The 17553-nt window shown below is 44.6% G+C and carries 13 protein-coding genes; 7 read left to right on the top strand and 6 right to left on the bottom strand.

From position 1 onward, the window contains the following. Positions 1–82: 82 nt before the first annotated feature. Both ppk2 and GYK50_RS07980 read right to left on the bottom strand, forming a co-directional pair. Positions 83–1132 (bottom strand): polyphosphate kinase 2, encoded by a 1050-nt coding sequence (gene ppk2 / locus GYK50_RS07985; RefSeq protein ID WP_228724600.1) that lies wholly within the window; start codon positions 1130–1132, stop codon positions 83–85. Between the two features lie 232 nt (positions 1133–1364). Further along, on the bottom strand, positions 1365–2993 hold the full coding sequence (locus GYK50_RS07980; RefSeq protein ID WP_071001359.1) for an acetyl-CoA C-acetyltransferase: 1629 nt from the start codon (positions 2991–2993) through the stop codon (positions 1365–1367). A 566-nt stretch (positions 2994–3559) separates the two neighbouring features. Here GYK50_RS07980 and GYK50_RS07975 point away from each other — a divergent pair. From GYK50_RS07975 to GYK50_RS07960, 4 genes are all read left to right on the top strand, one after another. Continuing rightward, entirely contained in the window at positions 3560–4960 is a 1401-nt protein-coding gene (locus GYK50_RS07975; protein WP_058024956.1) for a 3-oxoacyl-ACP reductase, read from the top strand. A 306-nt stretch (positions 4961–5266) separates the two neighbouring features. After that, positions 5267–6178 (top strand): MaoC family dehydratase, encoded by a 912-nt coding sequence (locus tag GYK50_RS07970; RefSeq protein ID WP_071001360.1) that lies wholly within the window; start codon positions 5267–5269, stop codon positions 6176–6178. Between the two features lie 81 nt (positions 6179–6259). Continuing rightward, positions 6260–6832 carry a protein tyrosine phosphatase family protein gene (locus GYK50_RS07965; RefSeq protein WP_227517162.1) on the top strand — a complete coding sequence of 191 codons (573 nt, stop codon included), beginning with the start codon at positions 6260–6262 and terminating at the stop codon, positions 6830–6832. Positions 6833–6989: 157 nt separating this feature from the next. After that, positions 6990–8426: a serine hydrolase domain-containing protein gene (locus tag GYK50_RS07960; protein ID WP_083328791.1), complete on the top strand. Its 1437-nt coding sequence runs from the start codon at positions 6990–6992 to the stop codon at positions 8424–8426. A gap of 56 nt (positions 8427–8482) precedes the next feature. Here GYK50_RS07960 and GYK50_RS07955 read toward each other — a convergent pair whose 3' ends face one another. The 3 genes from GYK50_RS07955 to GYK50_RS07945 form a co-directional block, all read right to left on the bottom strand. Further along, positions 8483–9730: a cation:proton antiporter gene (locus GYK50_RS07955; protein ID WP_071001361.1), complete on the bottom strand. Its 1248-nt coding sequence runs from the start codon at positions 9728–9730 to the stop codon at positions 8483–8485. A gap of 256 nt (positions 9731–9986) precedes the next feature. After that, positions 9987–11873, bottom strand: a complete 1887-nt coding sequence (ilvD, locus tag GYK50_RS07950) for a dihydroxy-acid dehydratase (RefSeq protein WP_212563651.1) — start codon at positions 11871–11873, stop codon at positions 9987–9989. Positions 11874–12065: 192 nt separating this feature from the next. Then, the gene (locus tag GYK50_RS07945; RefSeq protein ID WP_420070449.1) at positions 12066–12821 is read right to left on the bottom strand and encodes a hypothetical protein; all 756 of its coding nucleotides are present in this window, start codon (positions 12819–12821) and stop codon (positions 12066–12068) included. Between the two features lie 223 nt (positions 12822–13044). On the opposite strand from GYK50_RS07945, the gene GYK50_RS07940 reads away from it, so the two are divergent. The 3 genes from GYK50_RS07940 to dusB all read left to right on the top strand — a co-directional run bounded on the left by GYK50_RS07940 (position 13045) and on the right by dusB (position 17004). Next, entirely contained in the window at positions 13045–13488 is a 444-nt protein-coding gene (locus GYK50_RS07940) for an HIT family protein (protein ID WP_186474719.1), read from the top strand. Positions 13489–13805: 317 nt separating this feature from the next. Next, positions 13806–15851: a BCCT family transporter gene (locus tag GYK50_RS07935; protein ID WP_212563650.1), complete on the top strand. Its 2046-nt coding sequence runs from the start codon at positions 13806–13808 to the stop codon at positions 15849–15851. A gap of 121 nt (positions 15852–15972) precedes the next feature. Beyond that, a complete protein-coding gene (dusB, locus tag GYK50_RS07930) occupies positions 15973–17004 on the top strand; it encodes a tRNA dihydrouridine synthase DusB (protein ID WP_212563649.1) in 1032 nt (343 codons plus the stop codon). A gap of 76 nt (positions 17005–17080) precedes the next feature. Here dusB and GYK50_RS07925 read toward each other — a convergent pair whose 3' ends face one another. Beyond that, complete coding sequence (locus GYK50_RS07925) at positions 17081–17488, bottom strand: DUF1622 domain-containing protein (protein WP_420070448.1); 408 nt, start codon at positions 17486–17488, stop codon at positions 17081–17083. Between the last annotated feature and the right edge of the window lie 65 nt (positions 17489–17553).

Raw genomic sequence — 17553 nt, 5'->3', positions numbered from 1 at the left:
GGTCATCATGGCTATATTGTATGATTAATAAAAAAGCCTTATAACTGTATAAGGCTTTTTTTAGGATATATATCCATGAGTGCTAGTAGCGCGACGGTACGTACATATCATCAGGAATAGGCTCGCGGTAGTATTCGTCATCACGTTTGCGACTGGGCAATTCAACTTCCTCACGAGGTATCTCTTTATAAGGAATCTGGTCGAGCAGATGTGCAATACAGTTGAGCCTAGCGCGCTTCTTATTGTTGCCTTCAACCACCCACCATGGGGCCTCAGGGATATGAGTGCGCTCAAACATGGTCTCTTTTGCTTTGGTATAATCCTCCCAGCGCCTACGGGATTGTAAGTCCATCGGCGAGAGTTTCCACTGTTTTAGCGGATCGTATATTCGGCTCATAAAGCGTGCATGCTGCTCATCGTCAGTAATAGAAAACCAGTATTTCACCAAGCGAATGCCTGATCGCACAAGCATGCGTTCAAACTCTGGCACTGACTGGAAAAATTCCTCATATTGCTCATCAGTACAAAAGCCCATGACGCGCTCGACACCGCCGCGATTGTACCAACTACGATCAAACAAAACGATCTCACCTGCGGCTGGTAGATGCGCGACATAGCGCTGAAAATACCACTGGGTTTGCTCGCGTTCAGTAGGAGCAGGTAAGGCGGCAACACGGCACACGCGTGGATTTAGCCGCTGAGTGATACGTTTAATGGCCCCACCTTTGCCAGCAGAGTCTCGCCCTTCAAAGATAACGACGATACGCTCACCATTTGCGACCACCCAGTCTTGCAGCTTAATAAGTTCTCGCTGCAATCGTACCAACTCATGGAAATAGGTACGCCGATCCAGTTTTTCTTGCTCACTCATCTCACGACCATTGAAGCGAAAGTCACGTGCATAGTCATCTATTTCGTTTTCTAGCTCTTCATCGTAGGTATCGATAAGGTCTTGATGCATTTTTCGACGTAGCTCATCATCAAGAATGTCTTTTTCGATGCGCTCAGCCAAGATGGCTTGTTCTCGGTTGTATTGATCTAATTGCTCCTGGGTGGTGAGTGATTGAAAGTCAGTGGTTGTAATGGGTTTTGTCGTTACCAATTTATCAGAGCCAAAAATGATTTGTCTCATTTTTCTTAATAGAAACTTTTTTTTAAGTAGAAATTCTGTCTTACCCATAAATATTACCTTTGTTTGGCGTGTCAGCTTTTTTAAGAGGCTACTATCTAGGTCGGTTCTATCATAGCAAAGTACAGACAATAAAAAATGCCCTTTAACTATTTAAAGGGCATTTTTTATGAGAATAGATGAGCTGATAAAAATGATGAATCAAGTACTCATTTTCATTCGTTACTTACCGAACTTATTTTTCTAAGATGCAAGTCACGCCTTGACCACCGGCTGCGCAGATAGAGATTAGCGCACGGCCTGAGCCTTTTTGGTCAAGTAGTTTTGCGGCGGTGGCTAGGATACGACCACCGGTCGCGGCAAATGGATGGCCTGCTGCTAGCGATGAGCCATTCACGTTTAGCTTGCTGCGATCGATCGAGCCTAGTGGCGCATCAAGACCTAGGCGCTCTTCACAGAATGTCTCATCTTCCCAAGCGGCGAGTGTCGATAGCACTTGTGAGGCAAACGCTTCATGAATCTCATAGAAATCAAAGTCTTGTAGCGTGAGGCCAGCGCGCTCAAGCATACGCGGTACCGCATAAGCGGGTGCCATGAGTAAGCCTTCGGTAGTACCAGATTTACCGATAAAGTCTACCGCTGCTGTCTCTTGGTGCACGATATAAGCCAGTGGTTTTAGACCATGCTCTTTTGCCCATTCATCAGTACCCAATAGGACACAAGATGCGCCATCAGTCAGTGGCGTTGAGTTAGCAGCAGTCATCGTTGGATTGGCGTTCTTTTTGCCAAATACTGGCTTTAGCTTACCCAGTTTCTCTAGCGTGGTGTCTGGACGTAAGTTGTTATCACGAGTCAGACCTTTGTATGGGGTGATCAAGTCATCAAAGAAACCTTCGTCATAAGCGCGTGCTAGGTTTTTGTGACTGTTAAAGGCAAGCTCGTCTTGAGCTTCACGAGTGATGTTCCACTCAAGCGTGGTGATGGCTTGGTGCTCGCCCATCGATAGACCAGTGCGCGGCTCGCCATTTTGCGGTGAGTCAATCAAGTCTTTTGGATTTAGACCCATCAATGCCTTTAGGCGTTGCTTGTTGTCTTTGGCGGCACCAAGCTTGATCAGTACTTTACGCAGACCATCACCAATAGCGATAGGCGCATCTGAAGTAGTATCTACGCCGCCTGTAATGGCTGAATCGATAATACCCAGTGCGATTTTGTTCGCAGAAGCAAAGGTCGCTTGTAGGCCAGTTCCGCACGCTTGTGAGATATCATAGGCTGGTGTGTGTGGGTTCAGCGCTGTGTTCAATGTTGCTTCGCGAGTCAGGTTGATATCGCGGCTTAGCTTCATAACGGCACCAGCGACCACTTCGCCGATGACTTCGTCTTGTAAGTTGTAGCGCTCAACCAAGCCGTCTAGAGCCGCAGTCAACATATCTGTATTGCTGACGTCAGCGTATGAGCCATTTGAGCGAGCAAATGGAATACGGTTACCACCTAAGATTGCCACACGATTCTGGTTTGTAGCAGGTTTGGTTGTACTCGCTTTTTTAGTTGCAGTCGCTGGTTTTTTAGCTGCTGTGGTTTCTACTTTTTCATCATCTGGTTGTTTGCTAGTGGTATTTTTAGTCTCTGAGTCGTTGGTATCAGTTCCTTTAGCGTCAGATTTTTTAGTAGCTGGCGCTTCTTTTTTTGTGTTGTCAGCTTGTGTGCTATCAGCCTTGGTATCGTTGGCCTTAGTATCAGCTTTAACGTCAGCAGTTTTAGCAGGTTCATTGTTTTCAGCAATTTCTTGTGGTTTTGCATCGCTGGCTTTAACAACAGTGCTTTCGACAACTGGACTATCAGGGTGGTTATTTTTATTACTCATAATATTATCCTTAAAAAGTATGGGCAGAAAAGTTGAAGGGTAAAAATAAAAAGTGGCAAAGTCATGTTAAGCAAAAATCAAATATTATCATTTATCGCCTAGTGTCGCTGTGTATGATAAGTCGTTTTGTGCTCGTTTAATGTATGTCTTTAGCAAACGATGTGTCGCTTGTATAAGTTCAATGACAGCTTTAAGCGTACTGGTTAAGGCGCTGATAGACTGACGAGTACCAACGAATATCAGATAGTAGCATTGCATAATGATATGTTTGATAATATATTGTTATCAATAATTATGTTTGCCATAACTTATACGTCAGATTTTAACATGTTATGATGGTCAGTAAGTGGGTAAAAAGTCGTCAGCTTGTATACTGACTTGTTTACAGATTGTTGTAGACATTGTCTGTTTTTGGACATGTTTTTAATGGCAGTGTATAGTTTGGCCAGTTTTAAAATGATTTACCAAATATCAATAATTACAATGTTGATGAGTCTATATAATAGGCGTATTACATTTAGTGTTTATTATTATTTCAACCATTCATTATTTATAGGGAATATATTATGTCAGACCGTTATGGTGATTTTGTTCAATCTTCTATTGGTAAAAAAGTCGCAAAGAACTTAGGTTTGCCAATGCCAGCGACGCTTGATCGTTTTGAAAGCGGTGAGCGTTTGGTTCGTGGCAGTGTACTAGTTGGCCGTGCTAATGGTGAGGACAAAAGCATTAGTGAATCTGTTGCACGTATTTTGTTAGATGTGCATGCTGATGTATATGTAAACAGCAGTGATGATGTTAAAGACGCCCTTGCTGATGCAGGCGTTGAAGCAAAAGCCAATACAGGTGGTGACGATCAGTTCAAAGTATTGCTTTTTGATGCAAGTAATATCAGCAATGCAGATCAGCTAAAAGAAGTGTACGAGTTTTTTCATAGCGTTGCGCGCCGCGTTGAAAAATCAGGCCGTGTGATCGTTATTGGTCGTACGCCAGAGGACATCACTGATATCGAAACTGCCATGGCACAACGGGCACTTGAGGGCTTTGTAAAATCAGTAGGCAAAGAGTTCAAGCGCGGCATTACAGCTCAGCTTATCTATGTAGAAACAGGCGCTGAGCAAAACCTAGACTCGACCTTACGCTTTTTCACTTCAGCACGTTCAGCTTATGTCTCAGGACAAGTGGTACGCGTGAGCAAGGGCGACTCAGTTGATGTCGATTGGAATCAGCCTCTAGGCGGTAAAACGATGCTAGTGACGGGCGCAAGTCGCGGTATTGGCGAAGCAATTGCTCGCGTCTTGGCTCGCGAGGGCGCGCATGTAATCTGTCTTGATGTACCGCAGCAGCAAGCTGACCTACAAAAAGTTGCTAGCGAAATCAGTGGCTCTGTATTGACAGTAGACATCACTAGCGATGACGCTGGTGCAGAAATCGCAGATGCGGCGCAAAAGCGTGGTGGTCTGGATTCAGTCATTCATAATGCTGGCGTGACTCGTGATAAGACATTGGCCAGAATGGATGAGAAAAAGTGGGACATGGTCATCGATATTAACTTGGGCAGCATTGCTAAGCTGAATCGCTACTTGCTTGATAATGACGTGCTAAAAGAAAACGCCCGTATCGTCTGTGTGTCATCTATTTCAGGTATCGCTGGTAACATGGGTCAGACCAATTATGCCACTTCTAAAGCGGGTGTTATTGGCTTGGTTAATGCGACTGCTAAGCAGTTAGAAGACAACGCAAAAGGCATGACCATCAATGCAGTAGCACCAGGGTTTATCGAAACACAAATGACGGAAGCGATTCCGTTTGCTATTCGCGAAGCTGGTCGTCGTATGAATTCAATGAGCCAAGGCGGTTTACCAGTTGACGTGGCTGAGACCATTGCATGGTTGGCTTCACCTGCTTCGGGTGGCCTAAATGGCAACACAGTTCGTGTTTGTGGTCAAAGCTTACTTGGCGCATAATACTGATTTATTAGTGAGGCTATGTGGCAAATGAGGAGAAGGTAGCGTGATGGTATTATCCCTTGTTTTTGATTTGCCTCACATATGCTTACGAAATATTTGCTGATAAATTGTAATAAAGCTGCCCACGGGTGGCTTTTTTATGATAAAAACACAAGAGCCATCAGCCAAACTATTTTTTGCTATTAAAGATACTTGCAAAATTGATTGAATATAGTACTCATTGATAATAGGTATCAGTCAATGACTGCTTAATGTCTTTAGATACGTTAAAAATCTTGTTCAAGCCACATTTAGGATTTACTTATGCCAGACACCCATTATGACGCGTTGCCAAAAGCGCACACTACCTATGCCAATATTGTCAAAAGCTTACTACCGATTGGTAACAGCGGCAAAGTCAGTAAAGATCAATTGCCACAGGCCACCTATTACGTCGATGATTTGCATATCGATCATGATAATCTAAACGACTATCGTAAAATTTGTGGCTTTGCTGATAATAGTAAAGTTCCAGCGACGTACTTTTCAGTACTATCACAGACTCTACAGATGAATATGATGGTCAAAGAGCCGTTTCCGTTTGCGATGTTGGGTCTGGTACACGTAGACAATAGCGTCACGCAGCATCGTCCTATCGGTGAGCGCGAAACGGTGTCCATGTCGGTCACTTTTGATAACTTGCGTGACCATGCTCAAGGTCAGCAATTTGACTTTGTCACCACGGTCAAAGCAGAGGACAAAGTGATCTGGGAAGGAACGTCAACTTACCTATCACGCAGCAAAAAAACGGCCAGCAGCAAAGATAAAAAAAGCACACCGCGTCCAGTTGCTGTGAAGCCAGAAGTAGGTAAAAAAGACGTACACAGTATTTTTGAAGTGCCAGAAGATATCGGTCGCCGTTATGCTTTTGTTTCAGGTGACTTTAACCTGATTCATTTGCACCCACTATCAGCGCGCGCGTTTGGCTTCCCTAAAGCGATTGCACACGGCATGTGGTCAAAAGCTAAGTGTCTTGCTCTAATGGATGAGCTGCCTGATGCTTATACCGTTGATGTTTCTTTCAAGTTACCGATCTTTTTGCCAGCAGAAGTGGAGCTTATTGCGCAGCCAATCGCTCAGCTTGAAAGTGTCGGCGATACCTGTGATTTTGGCTTATATAGCTCCAAAAACAGTAAGCCACATTTGGCGGGTGTCGTGACGTTAAATAGCAAGTAGCAAGCATTGTACGACGTATTCAAACCGATATCTTAATAGCCATATTTAACCAACACGTTTATCATTATGACTGCACAAAACATGAATTCACAAAATAGCGCGACAAGTACGGATCAAGCTGACAGATCAATGACTATTGATACAGTAGCTGCTAATGACAACGCTGTCACTAATATCTCAATTAATGACCATAGCGATTCTGACAATGGTGTTGATTTGTCCGCTGTCTTTGAGCCTTATTTTCGTCCGGATGCCAATACTATTGTGTGCGGCGCGTTAAATGAGGAAAAAGTCGCCGCTCTAGCAAAAGCTGGCGTTGAGTTGGTGATTAATTTGCAGTCAGAGGATGAGTTGAGTTTTAATGAATCAGCGGCCGTTGAGCGTGCAGGAATGAGCTATGAGCACCTGCCTATTAATGGCGCTGAAGAGCTAAAGCAGCTTAAGATATTGGCTTTTGATAATATATTGCGTCAGTATCATGGTAAAAAGATGGCCATACACTGTGGTTCAGGCAACAGGGTAGGGGCTGCCATTGCACTACGCGCAGGCTGGTTGCGTGGTCGCAAGATGGATACGGCTATGGAGCGTGGACGTAGTCACGGCTTGACCAAGCTTGAACAAGAAGTCCATAATCGCTTGCTAGTACCGCGCTAAATTATCATAATAATTGAAGCATAAAAAGGCGACCGATAGGTGGCCTTTTTTATTGGTTATCAATGCATTTATACTGATCTCCAATATCTCTATAACGCATGTACCCAACTGATTTTAATACGAGGTCAGTTCACAATACTGGAGCAAGGTAGCAATGATGGACGACAACAAGCAAAATAATGATAAAAATATCGATACATCTATGAGCATAGATTTACAACGCCGCTTACAGCAGTTATTTACAGACTTACAGCTAGATGACGCGCCAGCTGGTGGTGCTGTGGTTGTGTATCAGGCAGGCGAGTGTATTGCACAGGCAAGTACAGGTATGGCGCGTTTGGATGCATCATGGCAGTCTGATACGCTTGCCATCAATTTTTCTACCGGTAAAGGCATCTTAGCGACGCTACTGCATGTATTGGTTTCGCAGCAGCTGCTTGGTTATGATGTGCCTATTGCTCACTATTGGCCAGAGTTTGCCGCAACAGGTAAAGACAAAATTACCTTGCGACAGGTGATGTCACATCAGGCGGATTTGTTTTCGATCACCAGTATCGATGTCGATAGTGACACGATGCTCGATTGGCGCGTTATGCTGAATCATATTGAAGAAATGCCTATCACAGCACCTGAGGACGCCGCTGTATATGACAGCGCTTATAGCGCGTTGGTCTATGGTTGGGTACTTGGCGGTGTGATAGAAGCCGTAACGCATATGTCATTAGCCGAAGCTTTACGTCAGTATCTAACCGAGCCTTTAGGTATTGCAGACAGTTGCTATTTTGGTGTACCAGATAGCAAAGTAGATCAAGTAGCAAAGCTTGCCAAAGACTTTGAGTCATCAAATGAGGATAGCGTACAACTGCGTAACAAGCGCCAAAAACCAACCCTAAAATCCGACTCACCAAGCACCTTACATACTTATGCAAGTCTGCCTAGCTATTATTGCTGGCAACAGAAAATGCTCAATGATGAGCGTACAGCTGAAACGCAAAGTAGCCTTAACGACGATCTGGACGATAAAAATATTGATAACATACAACCTGTATTAAATACTGCGCGTATTAATAGCCTATATTTTAATACCAGTCAGCTCAATCTTAAAAACTATAAAGCAGCGCTCATTCCTGCCGGAAAACAAGCACTTGATTATCACAATCGCAAGACACTACAGGCAATCATTCCCGCTGCTAATGGCGTCGCTTCAGCGGATGCGCTAGCCACTATCTATGCTATGTTGGCCAATGGTGGGGTTTGGCAAGGGCAGACGCTAATTGATAGTGCTACGTTTAAGCAGCTCTCCGCAATACAAGTCACAGGCCTAGATGCTGTCATGCCAGCGCCTATGCAGTGGCGACTGGGCTACCACAGATTATTCAGTATATGCAGTGGTAACGACACTATCGATAATAGCATTGATCCAGCACTATCAGGGTTTGGGCACATGGGATATAACGGCTCAGTCGCTTGGTGTGATCCTACGCGTCAACTGTCATTTGCCTTTATCCATAATTTTGATACCACCATGCTCAACGATATTCGTCAGTTTGCATTGACAGAAGCGGTTCTGGGCTGGGTTGATGAAGTACGCTGATAAAGGCAATTCTATAAATGAATCCACTTTATCAATGATAATAACAGCATGAGTGGTTAATGATGCTCTTTTGGTGTCATTTTAAGTAGCCTTGTTGCGCTCAGACCATGGATGAAGATGGAGGTCAGAATCACAATCGAGCAGACAATCCATAGTTTGAGCGCATCATCCTCAGCAAAGAAATCTGTGTTGAGCGCATAAGACAGATAGTACAAAGTACCAATACCGCGTATACCTAGTGCTGAAATTGCGTATTTTTCAGTACGGGGTAAATGAAGTCCTGATAACGCGATAAATCCGCCAATTGGGCGTATGAGTAGTAGGAAAGTAAAACTGACGATATACACACGCCATGTTAGCTCAACACCAGCTTGCAAACCTTGACCCAAGAACATACCAAAAATAACCAGTACTAACGACATCAACAAACCTTCTGATTGCTCAGCAAAATCGTGTAGTTTTTGATGGTAGGAGTGCTCACATTCTGAACGCCTAAATGCAAATGCAGCGACGAAGACAGCGATAAAACCATAGCTGTGCACATACTCTGCGACACCATATGCCACCAAAGTCAGAGCAATAACTACATATCCTTGCGATATCGTGGTCTCACGGGTGTGTTTAGAAAATACTACTTTGGCCATCGCCTTACCAACCAGCACACCAACCAATACCCCTGCGCCAATCTTCCACAAAACATCATGGGTGAACCATGACCACAGCATCTCACTGGTAAAAGCGTTTCCTTCACTAAAAGCTTCCGCAATTTTAATCGCCAAGTAAACAAAAGGAAAAGCCAATCCGTCGTTTAACCCTGCTTCTGAAGTCAACGTAAAGCGAGGTGTGTCTTCTCTTCCTGTATTAGGGGGGCCCACCTGAATACTAGATGCCAGAACAGGATCGGTAGGTGCTAATACCGCACCCAGCAAAATAGCAGCGCCAAGGCTCAAGCCAAAGGCATAATAGCCTAACCCTGCCATCGCAAAAATACCGATGGGCATCGTAATGAGTAAGAGCCTAACCGTCGGTCGCCACAGCTGCCAAGAGAAATCAGTATCAATTTTGATACCCGCACCAACCAATGAGACTAAAATGACAATTTCAGTCAGTTTTTCGATGATTATTCCATTATTGATAGGGTCCAAAAACGATAGAGACGTCCACCAGTAACCCATCATCAAGCCAAAACTCACTTGTAGCATAGGCAATGATATCGAGGTGCGTTTAAAGATAACAGGAAACAATGCCCCTAATAAAAAGGCGATACCGCAGATTAATAAAAATAAATTGTAGTTCTCAATCATAAGGTTTTCGCACGTTGTTATATTTTAAGGAATTGTTTTGAGAGGTTTGCTTTCGATATTGATAATGGTTGGTATAGATGTTTAATATCTAGCCTGCAATATGACTTATCATAACGATAAAAAAGAATTATTACCGAAAGAAATAGTTATCAGAACGACAGATGCGTTGTTTTTTGGTGAAAAAAAAGCCTGCATGGCGCAGGCTTGATAGATTTTTATAAATAAGTTATGAAAACGAAGGGTTTAGATAGAGTTCTTAGCGCTCAACTTGGCTTACGTCGCGCACAGCGCCAGTGTCCGCACTGGTCGTCATTGCAGCATAAGCACGTAATGCCGGCGAGACATGACGATCACGACTGACGGGTTTCCATGCGTCGCGACCGCGTGCTTCCATAGCTTCTCGGCGTGCGGCTAAGTCTGCATCACTGACTTGCATGTTGATAGTACGATTTGGAATGTCGATGTGAATGCTATCACCTTCTTCAACCAGACCAATGGCACCGCCTTCAGCAGCTTCTGGGCTAGCATGACCGATTGATAGACCGGATGTGCCACCAGAAAAACGACCATCAGTGAGTAGGGCGCATTCTTTACCCAAACCTTTTGACTTCAGATACGTCGTTGGATAGAGCATCTCTTGCATACCAGGGCCACCTTTAGGGCCTTCATAGCGGATGATGACCACATCGCCTGCAACGATTTTGTCGTCTAAAACTGCCGCGACAGCTGCATCTTGTGATTCAAAAATACGTGCGCGACCGGTAAAGGTTAAGATACTCTCATCGACACCAGCGGTTTTGACCACGCAGCCACGCTCGGCAATATTGCCATACAGTACAGCCAATCCACCATCTGCAGAGTAGGCGTGTTCGGCACTACGGATACAACCTGACTCACGGTTGACGTCAAGGTTTGACCATTCTTTTGATTGTGAAAACGCCTCGGTGGTGCGAACGCCACCCGGTGCAGCAAGGAAACGCGCGCGTGCCTCATGGTTATCATGATTCATGATATCCCATTTATCAATCGCTTCTTTCATTGTCGTACTATGGATAGTCGGTACGTCAGTTTTCAACAATCCCGCACGATCAAGTTCAGCCAACAACGCAAAGACACCGCCCGCACGATGCACGTCTTCCATATGGAATTTTTGTGAGGCAGGGGCTACTTTTGCTAGACAAGGCACACCGCGGCTTAGACGGTCAATATCAGCCATTTTAAAATCAATTTCGGCTTCATTGGCCGCAGCAAGTAGATGCAAGATGGTATTGGTTGAACCCCCCATGGCAATATCTAAGCTCATTGCGTTCTCAAAAGCGGCTTTGGTCGCGATTGAGCGTGGTAATACTGAATCATCATCTTGCTCGTAGCGACGTTTCGCAAGCGAGACAATAGTGCGTCCCGCTTCTAAGAACAGCTCACGGCGTAGTGAATGAGTAGCGAGTAGCGAGCCATTACCCGGTAGGGCCAAGCCTAACGCTTCGGTCAAGCAGTTCATCGAGTTGGCTGTGAACATCCCAGAGCACGAGCCGCAAGTCGGACAGGCTGAGGCTTCGATAGTGGCCACATCCTCATCACTGATGCTGTCATCAGCTGCGTCCATCATTGCATCGACGAGGTCAAGCTTACGAACGGCACTGTTATCATTACTATCGGTATTGTGGCTCTTACCGACGGTACTGGCTAGGATTTTGCCCGCTTCCATTGGGCCACCTGAAATAAATACCACAGGTATGTTGAGACGCATTGCCGCCATCAGCATACCGGGGGTGATTTTGTCACAGTTAGAAATACAAACCAGCGCATCTGCACAGTGGGCATTGACCATATACTCGACAGAATCAGCGATCAAATCACGGCTTGGTAGCGAGTACAACATACCGCTATGGCCCATCGCAATACCATCATCGACCGCAATGGTATTGAACTCTTTTGCAACGCCGCCTGCTTGCTCAATCTCACGGGCGACCAGTTGTCCAAGATCTTTTAGATGCACATGGCCGGGTACAAACTGGGTAAAAGAGTTAGCAATCGCAATGATTGGCTTGCCAAAGTCGCCGTCAGTCATGCCAGTGGCACGCCATAATGCGCGCGCGCCTGCCATATTACGACCGCCGGTAGAGGTTTTTGAGCGATAATCCATGTGATATTCCTTACAAATAGGCGGGGTTGTTAAAATCTGCACCCTCAGTTCTGATAAGGATAGTGTGCTTTTTATAGAGGGTGAGGACTAGTGAATAATACTAATTCATTACCATACCATTAGATATGAATAATAAAAAATCATGTGCCAATAATAATGAAGTTATAACCATAAAAGATGGGTAAAAATGGACTATTCAAGACGCGCTAAGATGGCTTTTTCAAACCAAGGTAGTTCAGCTTTATCGGCTTCTAGCTTCATAATAACTGCCAGCGCATGGGTGGCCAAAAGCTGTTGATAGCCACTACTCGCATCAATCGTCAATAGCGATTCGGCAGCTAACGCTTGAGTGTTGGCATTTTGCGCATCAATACTGATTAATATCTGCTTATTATTTTTATAAAGGACGTCTACACGACCAAAAAACTGCCAGTCTTCAAAGGCGGCAATAATAGCGTCGGCGGCATCCTTAGTATAGATTTGCTGCGTCTTTTTGCCCGTATTGGTCCAATGCAGACGAACGGCTAACTGCAATGCCTCACTAAATACCACCAATGAGCCCATAATTTTTACATGCCAAGGACTGGTCAGCAGCTCCTCGTCAATGCCAATTAACTGAGCCGCTTCACGAGCGGACATAGGTGTATTGAATTGAAGCAGTAATTCAGGTGTAAGCGGATGCGACTGCTTGACGGCATCGTCTAAGCTATCATAATGATATAGAAAAGGCAGTGGCAAATCTTGCGTGACGGTCTTTTTGATGATTTTACAGTTGTGTATCTGCCAGCTAATCGCCTTGTCAGTCAAAGCTTCTGCTAAGATGATAGCGTTTGGATCGATAGTTTGAGTACTGCTTTCACTCTCAATATCAGAGTGTTCTTCCTTATTATCAAGTGTTATAGCAGTATTATCCATATCTGTTTGAGTTGGCAAAGTAGACGAATCCATAAACATAGCGTTATTAAAGTAGAGGGTTAATATAACATTTAAAAGGCATGACCCGCCAATAAATTAGTGGGATAAGCTAGGGAGTGTACAGCTTGATTTTATCAACGACGGAAATGATAGCAACTTGTACTAAACTTATATTTCGTCCACTATATGACAAGCGCTCTAAACCATTTTAAAAGCTGTTAAGCATCCAACAATCAAATAATCAAAGGAAAAAATAATGACTGAAGTAAATCAAAAGACTGCTTATGACGACAATAATATTTTTGCCAAAATGTTAGATGGTGATATTCCTTGTCATAAAGTCTATGAAGACGATAAGACCCTTGCTTTTATGGATATCATGCCGCAAGCCGAAGGTCATGTATTGGTGATACCTAAGCAAAAGGCAGTGGACTTGGTAGATCTTGAGCCAGAGTATGCCGCTGCTGTCCTGATGACTTCTAAAAAGGTTGTGCAAGCACAGCGTCAAGTGTTTGAGCGTGAAGGCGTTATTCAGATGCAGTTGAATGGCTCACAAGCCGGTCAAACGGTTTTTCATTATCATGTGCATTTGATTCCATCGAGTATTCATGAGTTAGGACGTCATGCAGTAACGCAGGCTGATCAAGGTGAGCTTGCAGATATTGCTCAGCGACTTGCTACAGCTATTAGTGCTGCCTGATATCGAGGCATAAATTTTTAGGATGATAGGTATATAAGATTGAAGGGCAACTAACAAGTTGCCTTTTTTATTGCCCAGTAATCATTGTGTAATAAACGTTAAGTTATTGTTGTAAACACGCGTTTATCTTGGGATTCGGCTAAAGTTTATGTTACATAGTATTCCCATCTATACAGAATGCGTCGGTATTATTGCTAACGTGCTGTTTTAATATTGATGACATCTATTGTTTGTAGATTGATATCTATTATGTTGATGAGTATCAGGGATAGGATTCTTTATCACTTATTTTTACGGATTTGAGGACATCACTGCTTATGATTAACGGTTCACGCTCTACCATTTTACTACCAGTCTTTATACCCGCAGCTGTGATTATGCTGCTGTTGGTCATCGGTACCGCCATCAATCCTGAGGCAGCGGGTGCTCTGTTCAGTGATGTGCTTAGTTTTACGACCGAGACCTTCGGCTGGTTTTACATGCTGGCGGTTGCCCTGTTTTTGATGTTCATTATTGTACTGGCGTTTTCGTCTTATGGCAGTATCAAGCTGGGCCCTGATCATGGGGAGGCGGAATACGGATTCCTTGAATGGTTTGCCATGCTGTTTTCGGCAGGCTACGGGATTGCGCTACTATTTTATGGAGTAGCGGAACCAGTGATGCATTTTTCTAGTCCGCCAATGTCGGATCCGCAAACTATCGCCGCGGCAAAAGAGGCGATGCAAATTGCGTATTTCCATTGGGGTTTTCATATTTGGGCGATTTATGGTGTTGTTGGTCTATCCTTAGCGTATTTTGCCTTTCGCCATGGTTTGCCCCTATCGATACGCTCAACACTGTATCCACTCATCGGTGATAAGATTCATGGTCCTATTGGGCATATTGTTGATGTGTTTGCGATATTGGGTACGATGTTTGGTATTGCTACCAGTCTTGGTCTGTCAGTATCGCAAATCAATGCAGGTCTAAACTACTTGTTACCTGATATTATCCCCGTGAATACTACCATACAGGTCGTGGCGATTGCATTAGTGACATCAGCAGCACTGGTGTCCGTATTGGCAGGGATGGATAAAGGGGTAAAACGCTTGTCTATTCTAAATATGGTATTGGCAACCGCGTTGATGGTGTTTGTATTTGTAGTAGGGCCGACGATCTTTATCCTAAATGCCTTTATGGAAAATACGGGTAGTTATTTGGGTAATATCGTTGAGCGTACCTTTAGCTTACAAGCGTACGAGAATAGCGATTGGATCGGTAGCTGGACCTTGTTTATCTTTGCATGGACGATTGCATGGGCGCCTTTTGTCGGTCTGTTTATCGCCAAGATTAGCCGTGGTCGTACCATCCGTGAGTTTGTACTCGGTGTGATGTTGGTGCCAACGTTCTTTACGTTCTTCTGGTTTTCGGTGTTTGGTGATACTGCCCTACACATGATTATGGTCGATGGCTATAACTCACTCATCAGCGAGGTACAAAACAACCAAGCGATTGCTTTATTTAAATTATTAGAGCGGTTACCGTTTACCGAATTTGTGTCGTCATTGACTATTTTGTTGATTATTACGTTTTTTGTGACGTCATCGGATTCTGGCTCATTGGTGATCGATTCGCTGGCGGCTGGTGGTCGTAGTGATACGCCATGGTGGCAGCGCAGCTTTTGGGTAGTGACTGAAGGGGCCGTAGCCGCGGTGCTTTTGATTGCAGGCGGTCTCACAGCGCTACAAACGGCAGCAATCGTTAGTGCACTACCATTTGCGATTATCATTCTGATCTCCATGTTCGGTATGTGGCGCGCATTGCGTATCGAGGGACATCGTAATCAAAGCCTTGATCAAAATAACAAACTACCGCCGCACTTACTTAAACCGTCTGCATGGCGTGAGCGCATTGACTATATGGCTGATAAGCCCACACGTGACAAGGTGCTAAACTACATCAAAGAAGTGGTGATGCCTTCGATGATGGAAGTGTCGTCTAAATTTGCAGAAACCGGCTGGACGACTGAGGTGAATTATGATGCAGCCAATAACCGTGCCGTGCTTGAGTTGCAACGTGGTGACGATGTCGAGTTTTGGTATGAAGTGCGCTTGTCTGAACATGAAGCGCCTGATTATTATACTGAAAGTAGCGCCGACACCTTGCCGCAAGAGCACCATCATCGCGCTGAGGTGTATCTGCGCCGTGGTGGTCAGACCTATGACTTATACGGCTATAAGTCTGAATCGGTGATCAATGATATCATCGATCAGTTCGAGAAGTATTTGCACTTCTTGAATGTGTCACCTGATAGCCTACCGTGGCGTATGCAAGCGCATGATGATGCTATCACGCTAGAGCAGGGCAGTGTGCTTGATAAATAATGAATAGAATGTATCAAAAATGAGTAATGCTTATGCAAGCTATTCACGTTAATCGCTTGCAATAAATGTAAGAATCCTTAGAATAACGGCTTGTTTTCCTTACAAATCAAGCCGTTTTTTTATGTCTATTGATTCTCCTGTGTTACCTTCATCCTCGACTTCGTCCGACCATCCATTGTTGCAACCCTTAAACATAGGTGGCCTGACGATTGAAAACCGTTTGATGGTTGCGCCGATGGCGGGCGTGACGGACAATCCTTTTCGCCGATTGTGTAAGTCATTTGGCGCAGGTCATGCGGTCAGCGAGATGATCATCGCTGATACGGCACTTTATGCACGCAAAAAATCCCTGTATCGTGCCAATTTCGACAATGAGATTGCGCCTATTTCTGCACAGATAGCAGGCGCAGAGCCAGACAAATTGGCTGAAGCGGCTCGTTATCAAATCGATAATGGCGCGCAGATTATCGATATCAATATGGGCTGTCCGGCCAAAAAAGTCTGCCGTAAGCTGGCAGGCTCAGCGCTGCTGCAAGATGAGGATTTAGTAGCAAGATTGCTTGATGCTGCAGTCAATGCCGTTGATGCGCCTGTGACATTAAAAACACGATTGGGGTTTGAAAACGGTCGTGAAAACATCCTGCGAGTCGCCAAGCGGGCAGAGCAAGCAGGTATTGCCGCGATTGCGATTCATGGGCGTACGCGCGAGGATATGTATACTGGCGAGGCGCGTTATGAGTTAATACGCGAAGTCAAAGACAGCATTAGCATTCCTGTCATTGCGAATGGCGATATCGATAGCGCGCAAAAAGCGCAGCATGTTTATGAGATGACAGGCTGTGATGCAGTAATGATTGGACGAGCCGCACAAGGTCAGCCGTGGATATTTCGTGATATTGAGCGCTTTTTGCGCACAGGTGACGTGCTTGATGCCCCAAGTGTGAGCGAGATTAAGGAAGTTGTACTGGCGCATTTGCAAGAGCTGTATGACTTTTACGGCGAGTACTCCGGCTGCCGTATCGCCCGCAAGCATATTGCGTGGTATACGACAGGCATCCCCAACTCCAACGCCTTCCGTCAAGCGATGTATGGCGAGGAGAGTACAGCAGGGCAGTTCCGCGTGGTTGAGCGTTTTTTGCAGACGCATGAGTAGTAATGATCTGTACAGTTTCATCACGCTTATCATAAGCATAAATCACTGATACCTCTTTCAGCTCTATTGATTAGAGCTATATTTTATCAACAGGAGCGGCTTCGTTAAAAGGCATAGCATCAGGGTTTTTCTCAGATATTGGCTTTTCTTTTTGCCAAGGGAATCGGCCTTCTAGCTCAACTTGTAGTGATAAACTCAAAAACGTACGAATAAGCACGATAATACCCAATACTAAGACTCTGCGTAATGTCGGCTCTGTCACCACTGTTGCCATAATGTCTGCGGCAATCAGTACCTCAAGTCCCAAAAGAATGGATTTGCCAACGGTCTGCCTGCTCTCTACATAGGTATTATGGTTCAGGCCGCCCGATATCCGAAATGCTTTGTAAAAGGCAAAGAGGAGTCCAAAGAACATAATCAAGACACCAATGACTTCGACTATCTTGGCAATCAAGTCAATATAGTGGGTTAGGTTTCCGATCAAAATAATGTCTCCTCTGTATCAGTCAGCAAAAAGTATGGCGCTAAATATCGTCACTATTATATGAT

Origin of the sequence: Psychrobacter pacificensis (genome assembly GCF_018336615.1) — a bacterium.
GTDB lineage: Bacteria > Pseudomonadota > Gammaproteobacteria > Pseudomonadales > Moraxellaceae > Psychrobacter > Psychrobacter pacificensis.
The sequence above is the reverse complement of the archived record's forward strand: the minus strand, read 5'-3'. Positions and strand labels throughout refer to the sequence as shown.

What these genes read in the sequence shown, in the direction of transcription:
- GYK50_RS07960 (WP_083328791.1), top strand. Translation starts at nt 6,990, where the DNA reads ATGGACGACAACAAGCAAAATAATGATAAAAATATCGATACATCTATG.
- dusB (WP_212563649.1), top strand. Translation starts at nt 15,973, where the DNA reads ATGTCTATTGATTCTCCTGTGTTACCTTCATCCTCGACTTCGTCCGAC.
- GYK50_RS07980 (WP_071001359.1), bottom strand. Translation starts at nt 2,993, where the DNA reads ATGAGTAATAAAAATAACCACCCTGATAGTCCAGTTGTCGAAAGCACT.
- ilvD (WP_212563651.1), bottom strand. Translation starts at nt 11,873, where the DNA reads ATGGATTATCGCTCAAAAACCTCTACCGGCGGTCGTAATATGGCAGGC.
- GYK50_RS07945 (WP_420070449.1), bottom strand. Translation starts at nt 12,821, where the DNA reads ATGGATTCGTCTACTTTGCCAACTCAAACAGATATGGATAATACTGCT.
- GYK50_RS07965 (WP_227517162.1), top strand. Translation starts at nt 6,260, where the DNA reads ATGAATTCACAAAATAGCGCGACAAGTACGGATCAAGCTGACAGATCA.
- GYK50_RS07975 (WP_058024956.1), top strand. Translation starts at nt 3,560, where the DNA reads ATGTCAGACCGTTATGGTGATTTTGTTCAATCTTCTATTGGTAAAAAA.
- GYK50_RS07935 (WP_212563650.1), top strand. Translation starts at nt 13,806, where the DNA reads ATGATTAACGGTTCACGCTCTACCATTTTACTACCAGTCTTTATACCC.
- ppk2 (WP_228724600.1), bottom strand. Translation starts at nt 1,132, where the DNA reads ATGAGACAAATCATTTTTGGCTCTGATAAATTGGTAACGACAAAACCC.
- GYK50_RS07955 (WP_071001361.1), bottom strand. Translation starts at nt 9,730, where the DNA reads ATGATTGAGAACTACAATTTATTTTTATTAATCTGCGGTATCGCCTTT.
- GYK50_RS07970 (WP_071001360.1), top strand. Translation starts at nt 5,267, where the DNA reads ATGCCAGACACCCATTATGACGCGTTGCCAAAAGCGCACACTACCTAT.
- GYK50_RS07940 (WP_186474719.1), top strand. Translation starts at nt 13,045, where the DNA reads ATGACTGAAGTAAATCAAAAGACTGCTTATGACGACAATAATATTTTT.